At 51.7% G+C, this 14,947-nt stretch carries 12 protein-coding genes and 1 tRNA gene; 4 read left to right on the top strand and 9 right to left on the bottom strand.

Going from position 1 to position 14,947, the window contains the following annotated elements:
* The first annotated feature begins 199 nt into the window (after nucleotides 1–199).
* The gene (locus tag ACO0K9_RS13025) at nucleotides 200–2,338 is read left to right on the top strand and encodes a hypothetical protein (RefSeq protein ID WP_422985516.1); all 2,139 of its coding nucleotides are present in this window, start codon (nucleotides 200–202) and stop codon (nucleotides 2,336–2,338) included.
* Nucleotides 2,339–2,589: 251 nt separating this feature from the next.
* On the opposite strand, the gene ACO0K9_RS13020 is transcribed toward ACO0K9_RS13025, so the two are convergent.
* From ACO0K9_RS13020 to mutL, 5 genes are all read right to left on the bottom strand, one after another.
* Nucleotides 2,590–3,852, bottom strand: coding sequence for a tyrosine-type recombinase/integrase (locus ACO0K9_RS13020; protein WP_422985514.1), 1,263 nt, complete (start codon nucleotides 3,850–3,852; stop codon nucleotides 2,590–2,592).
* 165 nt (nucleotides 3,853–4,017) lie between these two features.
* Nucleotides 4,018–4,094, bottom strand: a tRNA-Met gene (locus tag ACO0K9_RS13015).
* A gap of 219 nt (nucleotides 4,095–4,313) precedes the next feature.
* Nucleotides 4,314–5,267: a tRNA (adenosine(37)-N6)-dimethylallyltransferase MiaA gene (miaA, locus tag ACO0K9_RS13010; protein ID WP_422985512.1), complete on the bottom strand. Its 954-nt coding sequence runs from the start codon at nucleotides 5,265–5,267 to the stop codon at nucleotides 4,314–4,316.
* Nucleotides 5,264–6,484: a multidrug effflux MFS transporter gene (locus ACO0K9_RS13005; protein WP_422985510.1), complete on the bottom strand. Its 1,221-nt coding sequence runs from the start codon at nucleotides 6,482–6,484 to the stop codon at nucleotides 5,264–5,266. The genes miaA and ACO0K9_RS13005 overlap by 4 nt, the downstream gene beginning before the upstream one ends.
* Nucleotides 6,485–6,533: 49 nt before the next feature.
* Complete coding sequence (mutL, locus tag ACO0K9_RS13000; protein WP_422985508.1) at nucleotides 6,534–8,459, bottom strand: DNA mismatch repair endonuclease MutL; 1,926 nt, start codon at nucleotides 8,457–8,459, stop codon at nucleotides 6,534–6,536.
* 84 nt (nucleotides 8,460–8,543) lie between these two features.
* Here mutL and ACO0K9_RS12995 point away from each other — a divergent pair, with 84 nt between their 5' ends.
* Complete coding sequence (locus ACO0K9_RS12995; RefSeq protein WP_422985506.1) at nucleotides 8,544–9,191, top strand: VTT domain-containing protein; 648 nt, start codon at nucleotides 8,544–8,546, stop codon at nucleotides 9,189–9,191.
* Nucleotides 9,192–9,232: 41 nt separating this feature from the next.
* A complete protein-coding gene (locus ACO0K9_RS12990; RefSeq protein WP_422985504.1) occupies nucleotides 9,233–9,574 on the top strand; it encodes a hypothetical protein in 342 nt (113 codons plus the stop codon).
* A gap of 295 nt (nucleotides 9,575–9,869) precedes the next feature.
* On the opposite strand, the gene ACO0K9_RS12985 is transcribed toward ACO0K9_RS12990, so the two are convergent.
* The 4 genes from ACO0K9_RS12985 to tsaE form a co-directional block, all read right to left on the bottom strand.
* A complete protein-coding gene (locus ACO0K9_RS12985; RefSeq protein ID WP_422985502.1) occupies nucleotides 9,870–10,400 on the bottom strand; it encodes an REP-associated tyrosine transposase in 531 nt (176 codons plus the stop codon).
* 160 nt (nucleotides 10,401–10,560) lie between these two features.
* Nucleotides 10,561–11,211: a hypothetical protein gene (locus tag ACO0K9_RS12980; RefSeq protein WP_422985500.1), complete on the bottom strand. Its 651-nt coding sequence runs from the start codon at nucleotides 11,209–11,211 to the stop codon at nucleotides 10,561–10,563.
* A gap of 252 nt (nucleotides 11,212–11,463) precedes the next feature.
* Complete coding sequence (locus tag ACO0K9_RS12975) at nucleotides 11,464–12,882, bottom strand: N-acetylmuramoyl-L-alanine amidase (RefSeq protein ID WP_422985498.1); 1,419 nt, start codon at nucleotides 12,880–12,882, stop codon at nucleotides 11,464–11,466.
* Nucleotides 12,846–13,331, bottom strand: a complete 486-nt coding sequence (tsaE, locus tag ACO0K9_RS12970; RefSeq protein ID WP_422985496.1) for a tRNA (adenosine(37)-N6)-threonylcarbamoyltransferase complex ATPase subunit type 1 TsaE — start codon at nucleotides 13,329–13,331, stop codon at nucleotides 12,846–12,848. Before tsaE ends, ACO0K9_RS12975 begins: the two co-directional genes overlap by 37 nt.
* A gap of 79 nt (nucleotides 13,332–13,410) precedes the next feature.
* On the opposite strand from tsaE, the gene queG reads away from it, so the two are divergent.
* Nucleotides 13,411–14,493, top strand: a complete 1,083-nt coding sequence (gene queG / locus ACO0K9_RS12965; RefSeq protein WP_422985494.1) for a tRNA epoxyqueuosine(34) reductase QueG — start codon at nucleotides 13,411–13,413, stop codon at nucleotides 14,491–14,493.
* The last annotated feature ends 454 nt before the right edge of the window (nucleotides 14,494–14,947 follow it).

The raw sequence follows: 14,947 nt of genomic DNA, 5'->3' as shown, positions 1-14,947 counted from the left end.
GATTAGAGCCAGATTCAATTGCAGCTACAAAGTGAACTTGGTTGCTGTGCATGACTAGTTGGCAGATATTGAGTTGGAAATCACGAGCGCCAAGAACAAGAACAATGATTTCTTTAAGGGACTGGGATTGCCGTTGTTGCCTTGATCGAACTACAGGATGACGCTGTAGCGATACCTTCTATTGGGAATTCTAAAAATCATGACACTTGATATTCGTGGCAGTCTAAAAGGAACGAAACTTAGCAGGAATCCGTATGTCGTATTCGAGGAATTGGTTTCGAATTCCATTGATTCCTTTCTTATTAGAAAAAATAGCGATGCTGCTGCTGTCGATCTGAAAATTGACATTGCTGTTGATTTCTTCTCAAAGGACTTACTCGATTACGAGGAGGAAATGTCTATTTCCTGTTTAGACAATGGTTGCGGGTTGGGTGATGAACAGTTAAAGGCGTTCATCACGAAGGATACATCTTATAAAGACGATCTGTCTATTCCTGGGATTGGTAAGTGTATGGGAGCAGGTCGTATTCAGTACTTCCATCATTTCTCCACATTGGCGATAGATAGCACTTTTCGCTATGAGAGCGGCTGCATCCGAAGAAAGATGGCCTACTCAGAACCAAAGAAGAAAATCGAGGTTGAAGATTTTGTTTCCAGTGTTGGAAATGAAGGCGAAATTGGCACTTGCATTTCATTAAAAGAACTCAGAGAACCCATTCGTGAGCGTGTATTGCATAAGTCATTGCCTAGCACTCTCTATTCGGCTCCCGTGCTTAAGCGTCAGATGCTGCTGACATTTCTGCAAAGACTGGTAGGTCTTGGTGATCAAATTGGTGATTTTGAAATCAATTTTCTGTCGCGAAGATTGAAAGGAGCGTTGACAGTTGAAAATTCGGAGATGCGTGACTCTCTTAAGAGCGTCGATCTTCCTGTCGTGACAACTACAAAGAAGGTTCAGGTAGAGGAACGAGAGTCAACTACAGGCAACGGTTTGGGCACATTTCAATATTTTGAGTTATTCCATTACCGACTTGATGCGAATCAGTATGGTCTCCCCAGAAATGAAGTGGCATTTTGCGCGAAATCGTCCCCAGTTAAAGACATAACTTCGTCATATTTTCGAACACGTTCAGAACAAAATAACCCTACGTCTGGCTCCTATCATTTCGTCTTTATCGAGAGCGATTTTTTGGATCAACATGTTAATGAGCAGCGCGACGACTTCGAAGGTATTCCAGAGGAAATCCCAAGTGGCGATTTATTCTCAGCGGAAAAAATCTCCTACTCTGCGATTCATGAAGCCATTGACCCTGTAATTGTTGAAATGGTCGCGCCATCAGAATGGAAGCGCGAAGAAGTACTCAAAGATGCGGTAGAACAGTTTGGTATCAGCGAAGGAATGCTAAACGATACAGATACTAGGGTTCGTTACGGCGATTCGGCTCAGGTCGTTGCTGAACGCGTTTTGAAGAAATATCAGGAGCGAGTCATTAACGAGACTGTGGAGATTTTCAATCTCAAAACTGAAATCAAAAACGCTGAGCCAGATTCGGATGCGTTCCGAGTAAAAATCAATGAATTGGCTTGGAAGTACACTTCATCACTTAAAAATTTTGACATGGCAAACTTGTCGCAGCTCATAGTTCGTCGCGCTGCAATTGTCGAAATTCTTGACCTTGCTTGCGGAAAAAAACTATCAATTCAGGTTGTTGATGAGGGTGTGCGTCGCAAGGACGAAAGGATCATTCACAGCATTTTCTTCCCAATGCGAAAGGATAGTACCGAGATCGCTGACCATGACATGTGGCTATTGAATGAGGAATATCATTATTATGACTATATTGCCTCTGATATGCCGTTAGCTAACATTGCTTGGGATGATGGCGAGAAGGTCTTCGAAAGTGATATTGACGAAGAATTCAAGAAACTACTGGCGACACGGGCAGAAGACAATGAAGGGAAAAGACCTGATATTGCTATATTTAGCAAGGAGGGGTCCGCTATTATTGTTGAGTTTAAAGCTCCCGGCGTTTCAATGGATGGGCATATTGGGGATTTGTCCGAGTATGCTCAACTCTTAGCTGCGAAATCTGGAGGAAAACTCAAGAAGTTCTACGGTTACTTGATAGGTGATACTGTCAATCCTTTACGTTTGAACGGTTGGACGCCGTTTGCGTTGGGCAAGGGTTGGTTTAGATCTGATCCATTGATCGACCCTTATACGCGTCAACCGCTCGGTGAAACCTATTTTGAAATACTGCATTTTTCTGATGTAATTGAGCGTGCCAAAAAGCGGATTTCTGTATATCAAGAAAAACTCAAGCTCAACTTAAATTGAAGTGTTGGTAAGCATGGGTATTTAGTTTAGTTCCCACTGGTCCCGGCTAAATCAGGTTGAACTTCGGCTCGCAAAATATAGCGCTAAGCCATCGTCCGGTGTTTCTTCACATCCGTTAGCGATCTTAAAAAAAGCTGATGCGCTATATCTGCAAGTACGGCGAACAACTCAAGCCATCCAAATGGCAACACCTTAACACCAGTAAACGCGTTATTCTAGATTCATCTGGTACGGTCCTGTGCGTATCAATTTTACGCCGCGTTTTTTCCAAACTTACCTAAAACCACGTTGCCATGTTCTATGTTGTCTAGGTAGTCGGCATACTGCTGCATCATGGCTTTCCTCTCGTCAAGAAATAGGGCTCGATCATAAGCCTCTCCATAAGCATCGCCGGAGGCGTGCGACAGTTGACGATCAACAACTTCATGTCTATAGCCAAGACGCTCCTTGATGACGCCCATTGCCAGTGAGCGGAATCCATGCCCGGTCATCTTGCCACTGTATCCCATGCGCTTTAATGCAGCCAGGATGCCAAAGTTTGTTGCTGGCTTTTCGTGATCTCTTTGATTCGGGAACAAGTATTTATTTCCACCAGTAATTACATGAAGCTCGCGCAAGAGTTCCCAGCCTTGTCGTGGCAGGAATACATGGTGATTAACTTTGCGCGGGTTGATTTTCTTTTTACCCATCTTCATGCGATGCCAGTCAATGATCCACGATTCGTTTTCGAGGTCAATTTCTGACCAGGGGGTTTCGGTCAGCTCACTTGTGCGGACGAAGGTCAGCATCATCAATCTGAACATTACTTTGGTCGGCACGAACATGCGACCTTCAATCTTTTTGAATGCCTGGATAAATTCTGGGATCTCATCAGGTGTAATTGCAGCGTGATGCCCTTTGGCTATGGGTTTGAGTGCACCACGTAGGTTTGGAACAGGATCGCTATCGGCTTTACCTGATGCGATGGCAAATCGAAATATTTGACTGCAAACCTGCCCCTGTCGTTTTGCCATGTCTAATGCGCCACGTTTTTCAATCTGACGCAGCACGTCTAGCATGATGGGGGCCTTGATTTCGGCAATTGGATGTTTTCCTATTAAAGGGAAAACATCTTTCTCAAGACGATGCAAAACATTGGCCGCCGTTCGGGTTTGCCAAGTCTCAAGCTTATTGGTGTGCCATTCCCTGGCAACCGCCTCAAAGGTATTCGCGTTAGCAGTGGCTCTGTTTATCTTTTCAATACGCTTTGCCTGTGATGGATCGATTCCTGAATTAATTTTGGCACGTGCCTCTGACCTTCGCCTTCTCGCGTCTGCCAGCGAAATTTCAGGGTACTTGCCAAAAGAGAGCAGCCTTTCGGTACCCTCAAAGCGATAACCCATACGCCAGTATTTGGAGCCATCTGGCTTTATTAGCAAATACAATCCTCCCCCGTCTGTGAGTTTGTAAGGTTTTTCTTTGGGTTTTGCCGTGCGGGGTTGAATTTCAGTCAGTGGCTTAACTAGTTTCGGCATTTTAAGGGTACCTGTTTTTAAGGGTATCTAAAGTACCCTTAAAGATACCCTCAAAGAAATTAGATTGCAATGGACGGTATCAGATGCCATTAAACAAAAAACCCGCTACAGCACTGGGCGAGTAGCGGGTTTTTGTACGTTCTTGGATGTCCTTGAACGAAATTCTGGTGGTGATAGGTGGACTTGAACCACCGACCCCAGCATTATGAGTGCTGTGCTCTAACCAACTGAGCTATATCACCAAGAAGCCTGCGATTATGTCAGTTTGGGGGTAGGGTGTCAATACTTTGGGCCTTATTTTGCTGGAAACTGCCCTTGTTTTGGCATAAAAAGCAATGGTTTTTGCGGCTTTGTCGGGTTCCTGCCAGGCGATGGATGGGGCTTATCGCCGGGCTTTGGGCTGCTTTGGTTGCTATTTAGTGGCGGCTTATTGGCTAACCGGCGGAGATGTGGGGGCTGGCTTATGCTGCCAGCGCTTCTCTTACGCTGGCCATGATCTGCGCCTGGGCATCACTTGCCAGGCAGTCGATGATGATGCGCTTGGGCATGGATCTTAGCCAGGTGACCTGGCGTTTGGCCAGTTGGCGGGTGGCGATGATGCCTAGCTCGCGCATTTCTGCCAGGGTGGTTAGGCCATCCAGATAATCCCAGGCCTGGCGGTAGCCTACGCAGCGTATGGATGGCAGGTTGGCGTGCAGGTCTGGCCTTTGTTTGAGTGCCTTTACTTCATCGATAAAACCTTGTTTCAGCATGGTGTCAAAACGCAGGGCAATGCGTTGGTGCAGCACGCTGCGGTCGGATGGTTCCAGTGATATGGCATGCATGTCGAAAGGTGGGGCGGCGCGTTCTTGTTTCGCCAGCAGGGCGGACATGGGTTGGCCAGTGATGGCGATGATTTCCAGCGCGCGTTGTATGCGCTGGCTGTCTTGCGGCTTCAGCCTTGCTGCGGTTTCCGGGTCTAGCGTTGCCAGCCTGGCGTGCAGGCCGGGTACGCCTATGCGGGCGGCTTCGGCATCCAGTTCTGCACGTATGGCTGGGTCGGCACCGGGCAGGTCGTCCAGGCCATCCATCAGGGCTTTGAAATACATCATGGTGCCGCCTACTAGCAGGGGCAGCTTGCCCCTGGCTTGTATGTCGCTGACCAGTCTTTGCGTGTCTTTGCGGAATTGGGCGACGGAATAGGATTCTGCCGGGTCGATGATGTCGATCAGGTGGTGCGGCACGGCTGCCAGTTCTTCAGCACTGGGTTTGGCGGTGCCTATGTTCATGTCGCGGTACACCAGGGCAGAATCAACAGAAATGATTTCTGCCGGATAGTGGCGCGCAATTTCCAGCGCAGCGGCGGTTTTGCCTGAGGCGGTTGGCCCCATGATGGCGATGACTTTATTCGTCAGTTTGGTGGTGTGGGTATTCATACGATGTGTTCTGCCGGGATCATGGCGGGTAAGACGCGTGCCGCGATAAAGATCAGGCTGCCCATGCAACAGGCGATGATGGCCAGCGGGTAGACGGTGCCATTGTGCGTGCCACCGACGACGGTGCCAACGATAAAGGCCACCAGCATGTACAGCGCACCCATCAGCCCGGCGGCAGTGCCTGCCTGTTGCGGAAAAGGCGAGACAGAATTGGATTGCGAAATAGGGAAGTTAATGCCATGTGCGCCCATAGTCATGAACATGACGGGCGGTATCATGGCCCAGTGCTGCATGCCTGCCAGCACCATGGCCAGGAAAATTGCACCCGCAGCCAAAGACAGGCTGCTGCCTATGCGCAAGGTGAGCTTGGTGCCGAAGCGTGCATGCAGGCGACGGCACACCACTGTGCCACTTAAGTAACCTGAAACGCCAAAAGCAAAACAGTAACCAAACCAGCCAGTGGGCAGGGCCAGCACCTTGATCAATACAAACGATGCGCCAGAGATAAACACAAAGATGGACCCATACGACAAGGCACCTGGCAAGGCATAGGCCCAAAACAGCGGCGAGCCCAGTACGATGCGGTAATTGCGGGCCAGGCCAGACAGTTCGGTGGCTTTGGGGTCTTTGTACAAATTGGTTTCTGGCAGGCGTGCAATGACCATGATCAGCAGTGCTGTCGCCAGCAAGGCATGTACCGCAAAGGCGGCGCGCCAGCCCAGGTGCACCTGCAAAAATGATCCCAGTATCGGCCCCAGCAAGGGCGCGGCGGATACCCAGCTACTGGCCTTGGAGATGACTCTGACACTGTCTTGCGGCGCATAGGCATCGCGCACGATAGCCCTGGCGATGATGACGGCAGAACAGCAACCCAGTGCCTGTAAAAAGCGCGCAAAGATCAGCATGCTGATGCTTTGTGATGCGCCACACAGCAGGCTGGCCAGCAGATACAGGCTCAGGCCGGTAATGACGACAGGGCGACGGCCATACCGGTCAGACAACGGGCCTATCACCAGTTGCGCACCACCAAAGCCAGCCACAAACAAGGACAGCGTCAATTGTACGGTGGAGGCCGGCACGGCAAACACGCTGGCGAGGCTGGGCAGGGATGCCAGGTACAGGTCGGTGGACAGCGGTTGCAGCATCAGGAAGGCCGCAATCAAAAAAAACAGCGGCGCTGCCTGAAACGTCGGTATGGCCTGGGCTGGTTCAGTCATTGTGTTGGTCATAGGGGCACGGGGGCATGGGGTCATGGGTCCATGCTTGTTACTGGCCACGCAAGAACATTTTGTCGAGATCATTCAAGCCCAGTTGTACCCAGGTGGGCCGGCCATGGTTGCACTGGTCTGAACGTTCTGTCTGTTCCATCTGGCGCAACAAGGCATTCATTTCAGGTACGGTCAGGCTGCGGTTGGCGCGCACGGCGGTATGGCAGGCCAGGGTGCCCAGCAATTCATTGCGCCTGTCTATCAACACGCGTGAACCGCCAAATTCGCGCACTTCACGCAAGACATCCCTGGCCAGTGACTGGGCATCGGCATTCTTCAGTAAGGCAGGCACGGCGCGCACCGCCAGGGTAGTTGGGGAGATGGCCGCCATGTCAAAGCCCAGGGCCTTGAGCGTATCCTGATGTTCTTCCACGGTACCGACTTCAATCGCATCCGCGAAGAAGGTCACGGGTATCAGCATAGGCTGTACCGGCATGCTGTTTTCATCGAGGGCATTTTTTAGCTGCTCGTACAAAATGCGTTCATGCGCAGCATGCATGTCGATCAGTACCAGGCCCCTGGTGTTTTGTGCAAGTACGTACACACCATGCAATTGTGCCAGAGCGAAACCTAGTGGGTATTCACCTTCAGGCAAGCTACTGCCTGCAAGGCTTGAAGAATTGAAAGCAGGATTAAAGGCGGGATTAGAGGACGGGTTAAAGGAGGGATTTTCATTGCCAGCGCGAAAAAACGCGCCGTAATTGTCCAGGCTTTGCGACACGCCACCAGGTGCTTGTGGACGATATGGATTTTGGTAGTTGCCACCATTTCCACCACCCGCTGCATAGCTGCCGCTGCCACCATTTCCACCATAGGGGGAAGGGTTGGCAAACTGTGCTGCAAAGCTGGTTTGTTCACCACTGATCCAGGGCATACCCTGGCCTGATGGCGCGGCTGTGGCTGGCCCGGGCACGGTACCAAATGAGGTGGCCGATGTCTGCGCCAGCGCACGACTGACAGCATGAAACACAAACTGATGCACCGACCGGCTATCGCGAAAGCGTACTTCTATTTTGGAGGGGTGCACGTTGACGTCAACCAGCGCCGGGTCCAGGTCCAGCCCCAGTACATAGGATGGATAACGGTCACCGTGCAAAACGTCTTGATACGCAGCACGTACTGCATGGGTCAGCAACTTGTCGCGTACAAAGCGGCCATTGACGTAAAAGAATTGCGCGTCGGCACGTGCCTTGGATGCAGTTGGCAAGCCAACAAAGCCATGCAGGCGCAAGGGGCCGGCACTTTCATCGAGTGACAGGCGGGCATTGCTAAAAGCATCCCCCAGTATCTGGGCGCTACGCTTGTCGATGGCGCTGACATTCCAGTGGTCAACGGCTTTGCCGTTATGGCTTAAAGAAAACGAGACATCAGGGCGGGCCAGGGCAATGCGGCGCACGATTTCTGCGCAATGCCCAAATTCTGTCTGTTCTGACTTTAAAAACTTGCGCCTTGCCGGGGTGTTGTAATACAGGTCTTGCACATCCACCGTCGTGCCTTGCGCGCCAGATGCTGGCGAGACCTTGCCGTTTTCTATCTGCCAGGCATGCGGTGCATCGGCGGTGCGGGTGGTCAGCGTTAGTAGCGATACAGACGCAATCGAGGCCAGTGCTTCACCACGAAAGCCCAGGGTTGCAACATGTTCCAGCTCATCCAGGCTGGCGATTTTGGATGTCGCATGGCGGGCCACGGCCAGCGTCAATTGTTCTGGTGGTATGCCACGGCCATTGTCGGTAATGGCGATACGTTTGACGCCGCCTTCTTCAAGACGGATGACGATATTGCTGGCACCGGCATCAAGGGCGTTTTCCAATACCTCTTTGACAACGGCAGACGGTCTTTCCACGACTTCGCCTGCAGCGATTTGCGAAATCAGATTGTCTGGTAGTGCCAGTATGGGGCGATAAGTAGCAGAGTTAGAATTCATGACATGATTATACCTGTCAGGGCGTCTCAGACATTGCGGTCTGGTGTATGATTGCGGCGGCTTCGTATTGACCCTGGGATAATAATGGATTTTATGCAACTCCTCGACATGATTCTGCATGTCGATAAAATGCTGGGCACTGTCATTGAGCAATATGGCACCCTTGTTTATTTTGTGTTGTTTGCCATCGTGTTTTGTGAAACGGCATTTGTGATCTTCCCTTTCCTGCCGGGGGATTCGCTGCTGTTTATTGCCGGCACTTTTAGTGCTACGGGGTCAATGAATGTGTGGCTGCTGATCACCCTGCTGGTGATTGCGTCTATCACCGGTAATTCCATCAATTACTGGATAGGCAGCATGATAGGTCACAAGGTGCTGGAAAAAGATTTCCGCTGGATAGATCGCAAGGCGTTGATGAAGACCCATGAATTCTATGAAAAGCATGGCGGCAAAACCGTGGTGCTGGCGCGCTTCATTCCACTGGTGCGTACTTTTGCACCTTTTGTGGCAGGTATATCAGACATGACACACAGAACCTTCCAGCTATATAACGTGCTGGGTGCTCTGTTGTGGGTGTTCAGCGTGGTGCTGGCCGGCTATTTTTTCGGTAATATCCCTTTCATACGTGATCACCTGAACGCTATCGTCCTGATCGGTGTTGGTACTGCTGTGGTGCCTGTGGTGCTGGGCGCATTGTGGAAGCTGTTACGGAGCACGCGCAAAACTAGCTAGTCGGCTTCACTTCGGCTTCACTTCGCAAGGGGCATGATGCAATGCGTTCTACCATCATCTGGTTAAAAGCCGACGCCCCGATGAAGCCAGCCGTGGGCCAGGTTTGTAATGGTTGCGGTGTGTGTTGTGCAGCAGAACCCTGCCCGGTGGCAAGGGTTTTTTTATGGCAGTTACGCGGTAGTTGCCGTGCACTGGAATGGCATGCCGACGTGCTGCAATATCGTTGTGGCATGTTGATACAGCCGTCGGTTTATCTGCCCTGGCTGCCAGCAATCTGGCAAGCCTGGTTTGCCCGCCGCGTCAGGCGCTGGATAGCAGCAGGTACAGCCTGTGATTCGGACGCCCTTGCTGCCAGCGGCGCCGTGCCTGAAGATCAAGCCTGAATCCAGTGTGTTTATCAGGATGTACGCAAAACCGGCCCAAAGCGTTACACGATGAAAATGCGTAGGTGCGATTAGCGCAGCGTAATCGCACGTAGTTATGGTCGGGCAATGATGAAGACGATTCAAGGACATGCGTACGATTACGCTGCGCTATTCGTACCTACGTTCTGTGTTACGCGATGATAATGCGTAGGTGAGATTAGCGCAGCGTAATCGCACGCATGCAAGCCACCACTTGCTATCGTCAACCGCATATTCGCTAAAGATAATACAAAAATCGCACACAACATGCATATCAATCACCGCCAGCTATATCCGCCACCACATCGCCACACCAGTTGAGAGGATATATTCCCGCATCTACATAGTGATGAAAAGTGGAATAAGGCCAATCGCAGACGCGTTGGACCAAGCCATGTTTTAATGGATTGACGTGCACATAATCGACATGTTTTTGGAAATCCAGTTCGTCGCGAATCAAGTGTTCCCAATAATGGCGTTGCCAGATTCCCCGTTCACCGGCGGCCTGACGTACTGTAGAAAGCAACTCTGTTTTGGGTAAGGCGCGTGAGAAACTGCTTTTAATCAACCGCCAGCGCAAGCTGAAATCACTATCTCCTTCGGGCAGGGTGAAAATGCAATGCATGTGCTCGGGTAAAACTACCCAGGCATCGATGTGAAATGGATATTTATTGCGAACGTTCCTCACCACCTGCCGTAATAGATCTATCTCGCGCACCAGAAGGTCATTGCCGTGCCGTTGCAGTAGATTAACGGTGAAAAACCATGTACCTCCGGGAACGAACGCACGGCGATAGTTGGACATGATATTGTAGGATTTTGGTTATTTGAGAGTACTTCATACGTACGATTACGCTGCACTAATCGTACCTACGTTCTACGCCGTAGCTTATCTGAAATCAGTTCGTAGGTGCGATTAGCGCAGCGTAATCGCACGTTATGGAACAATTTTGCGTAAGTCCTGATTACCTAAAAATCAGCGGCAATATCCAGGCACACACCAGCGCCATTCCGCCATTGCCTGCCACCAGTATGCGGGTCTGGCGCATGTCTGGTTTCAGGGTATCCACATTGATTTCTGCCTTTAGTGCACTGGCAATGCGTTCCACTTTTTCTTCTTGCGTGGCAGGACCATCGGCGACATTTTTTTCCATCACGCGAGCGACGACGGAAATAAAATCAAACTTTTCCAGCAGCTTGTCGAATATGGCCTTGTTGATGCTTGATTGCTGGCTGATGCTGGCAATGACGGCGCTGAGTTTTTCATGAATGGCACCGCCGCTGGCCTGCGGAGTGTCCAGCAATTGTGGATAGGTATCTGCCAGTTTGCCGACGACAAAACGGCTCAGGTCATCGCCATGCTCGTCAACAATATAATGCAGGGCGGTGGCTGTGCCCTGTTTTTTACCCATGATGAAATACACGATGGGCGACGCTAGAGCCATCAGCAATAACAGTACCCATGGCACGGCACTGCTGTTTCTGCCTGCGGAGCTGGAAAAGAAAATCAGCAAGAACAGGTTGAAGACGATGCCAAAGGCGGTGTAAGCGATGATGCGCGTTGACAGTTTGACGCCTGCTGCTGCGGTCACATTCAAAATACTTTTAATTGCCATGCTGGTGTCCTGTTGCTACGGCAGTGTCTGGGCCTGCCCGTTGTTGAGGGAGTGATGGATTGCCAACAAATCATAGCATGCCGACAATTCAGGCCATGCAATTGCGCTGTATCAGTGTGTCCAGTGTGTCATAGACGAACCATCACCGGCGCTGCTGCCAGCAGCGCTCTACAAACGGTGACTGGTGTGTGCGATGAAGGTGATGAAGGTGACGAATGTGATGCAGGGGCCGTGTATAACCCCCGGGCATTCTCAGGTCATGCGGTTTTTGGCTAGTGGCGGGTTTTTGGCGAAATACTTTTTGATACCCTTCATGACTGCATCGGCCAATTGATCCTGATAGGCATCATCGGTCAGCTTGGCTTCTTCTTCCGGGTTGGAGATGAAGGCGGTTTCTATCAAGATGCTGGGGATATCTGGCGCTTTCAATACGGCAAAACCAGCTTGTTCAACCGCACCTTTGTGCAACTTGTTGATGCCACCGATTTCATTCAGCACGACTTTGCCAAGCTTCAGGCTGTCATTGATCTGTGCTGTGGTGGACAGGTCCAGCAAGACGCTGGCCAACTGTCTGTCATGGGTTTTGATGTTGACGCCACCGATCAGGTCTGCGGCATTTTCTTTGTCTGCCAGCCAGCGTGCAGCAGTAGAGCTGGCACCCTTTTCTGACAACACAAACACCGACGATCCACGTGCGCTGGAATTGACAAAGGCATCGGCATGCACCGACATGAACAAATCAGCCTGCACGGCACGGGCTTTTTGCACCCTGACATTCAGCGGGACAAAATAATCTGAATCACGCGTCAGCATGACACGCATATTGGGGTGCTGCTCAATCTTTGCCTTGAGTCGTTTGGCAATCGACAAGACCACGTCTTTTTCACGGCTGCCACCGCGACCGATGGCACCAGGGTCTTCACCGCCATGACCGGGGTCGATGGCGATGGTGATCATGCGTGTCAGTTGCACGGGCTTGTCCGCTGGCTTATCGGCGTACTTCTCGGCCACTTTTTCTGACGGTTTTTCCGGCGCGGTCTGCTGCTGGGTTTCTGGCTTGGCCGCCAGCTTTTCATCTGTTTTGGCGTCCGGCTTGCTAGCGTTGCTTGCTGCTGTATTCGGTGCCCCCGGCGCTGGAATGCCATCCTTGTTCCATTCACCTTTTTCTATCATGGCGGCGATGGGGTCAGGCGGATTGGCAGGATACAGGTCAAATACCAGGCGGTGTTTGTAATTGCCCACTGGTTGCAGGGTAAATACCTGCGGGCTGACTTCTTCTTTTAAATCAAACACCAGGCGCACGACGTTCGGCTTGTTCTGGCCTACACGCACCTGTTTGATGTACGGGTCATTCGACTTGATCTTGGCGACCAGTTCTTTCAGCTTGGCATTCAGTTCCAGGCCTTCGATATCGACAAACAGGCGATATGGGTCTTTCAGCACAAAATGGCTGGTTTTCAGTTCACTGTCGTTTTCCAGCGTGACACGGGTATAGTCTTCTGCCGGCCAGACGCGCACGGCCAGTATTTGCGCTGCATTGGCTGCTGCCGGAGCAATCACGGAAAGCAGCAGGGTGCCGCCGGCCTTCAGCAGGACGCGGCGTTTTTGGGACCGCACCGTAGTATTTACAGCGTTTACAGATTCGGGGCAAACTTGAGTAATGCGAGACATGCGACACCTTTGGCAGACAACGCGTGCAATTCTACCTCACGACCGTCACCGGCGACGCGCAAAAATATATTCAAATCGGGTTCGGGCAGCACGCCATCGGCTTTTTCTGGCCATTCCACCACACAAATATTGCTGTCGTTAAACTCATCACGGAAGCCAGCTTCAGCAAATTCATCTGCACTGATCATGCGATACAGGTCAAAATGCATGATGGTGACAGTTTGCCCCTTCAGGCGGACCTGGTAGGGTTCGGCCAGGGTATAAGTCGGGCTTTTGACGTTGCCGGCGTGACCTGCCGCATGGATCATGGCACGCGCCAGGGCGGTCTTGCCGGCCCCCAGGTCGCCGTGCAAAAAAATGCTCATGCCCGGTGTCAGTGCATGCGCCAGGCATTTACCCAGGGCCTGGGTGGCTGCTTCGTTGGCGAGTGTGGTCTTATAATGTGACATTTCCTGCAAAGTTCTTATTCATGAATTCGCTAAACATAGCACATCACCCACACTCTGTGTGCACCGCAGGGGCAAGGGCATGAGTCTGGATAGCACCGCCCTGGCCGATCTGGCCGGACAAATACGTCTGTGGGGCAAGGAACTCGGTTTTGCCGAACTGCGTATTGCCGATGTTGACCTGTCACATATCGAAGCCAGTTTCCAGGACTGGCTGGACGCTGGCTATCATGGCGAAATGGCGTATATGGCCAGCCACGGCACTAAGCGCAGCCGCCCGGCAGAACTGGTGCCCGGCACCGTCAGGGTGATTTCTGCGCGCATGAATTATTTGCCCAACACCGATAGCTGGCGCGCCGAAGAGCAGGGGCAGGCTGCCGATAAAGCCGTCATTTCATTGTATGCACGCGGGCGCGACTACCATAAGGTCTTGCGTACCCGCCTGCAACAATTGGCCGAGCGCATAGAACAGGCGATAGGTCCCTTTGGTTACCGGGTATTCACCGATTCTGCCCCGGTCATGGAAGTGGCCCTGGCAGCAAAGGCTGGCCTTGGATGGCGTGGCAAGCATAGCCTGCTGTTGAGTCGTGAAGCCGGATCGATGTTCTTCCTGGGTGAAATCCTGATCGACCTGCCGTTGCCGGTGGATGAACCAGTGGGCCAGCATTGTGGCCAATGCAGTGCTTGCATTGATGTCTGCCCGACCAAGGCGATTGTCGCCCCGTACACGGTGGATGCGCGCCTGTGTGTATCTTACCTGACCATAGAACTGCATGGCAGCATACCGGTGGAACTGCGCCCCTTGATAGGCAACCGTGTGTATGGCTGCGATGACTGCCAGTTGGTCTGCCCCTGGAATAAATTCGCCCAGGCGGCAGCCGTGGATGATTTCGCCGTTCGCAACGGCCTGGACAATGCCCGCATGGTGCATTTGTTTGCCTGGACCGAAGAACAGTTCCTGCGCATGCTGGAAGGCAGCCCGATACGGCGCATAGGGCATGAACGCTGGTTACGGAATATTGCAGTGGGGCTGGGAAATGCGGCGACCAGCATGCGGGGCGATGCAGAGATCGTGGCGGCCTTGCAGGCGCGGTTGATGCACCCTTCGGAGATGGTGAGGGAACATGTGGGGTGGGCGTTGGGGCGGCATGGGGTTGCGAGTTAGTTGAAATCCCCTCCCCTTCAAGGGGAGGGTTAGGGTGGGGATGGGTTTCGGTCGATGCGCGGCAATCATGTTTACGTCGCTGCAGCGGCGTTCGTTGCATGCCGTACTTTGATTGAAACGATTGCTCTCCGTGGACACAAGCCGGGTCTCGGCCCGGCAGCCGAGATACTTTCTTTTGCGTCGCCAAAAGCAAGTATCCAAAGAAAAGGCGACCGCAGACTCGCCCTTCGGGTGCTTACGCTGCGCTTCAGCATAATTTGTGCATCACAAAAAATGGGAAGATCCGCAACTCGCTTCGCTCAAACATCGGATCTTCTTTTTCCATTTTCTGTGAAGCACAAATTACATCGTCCCAAGCGGATTAACGTCAAAAGCAACTACAACGTCAAAACCAACGTCACCACGACCGAAACTCATATCAGTTTGAATGCTGTTGATCAACGATAGGCTTGCT

The sequence above is a fragment of the Undibacterium sp. Ji50W genome (genome assembly GCF_049340445.1).
Classification (GTDB): Bacteria; Pseudomonadota; Gammaproteobacteria; order Burkholderiales; family Burkholderiaceae_D; genus Undibacterium.
This window is presented reverse-complemented; position numbering and strand designations above follow the sequence as displayed.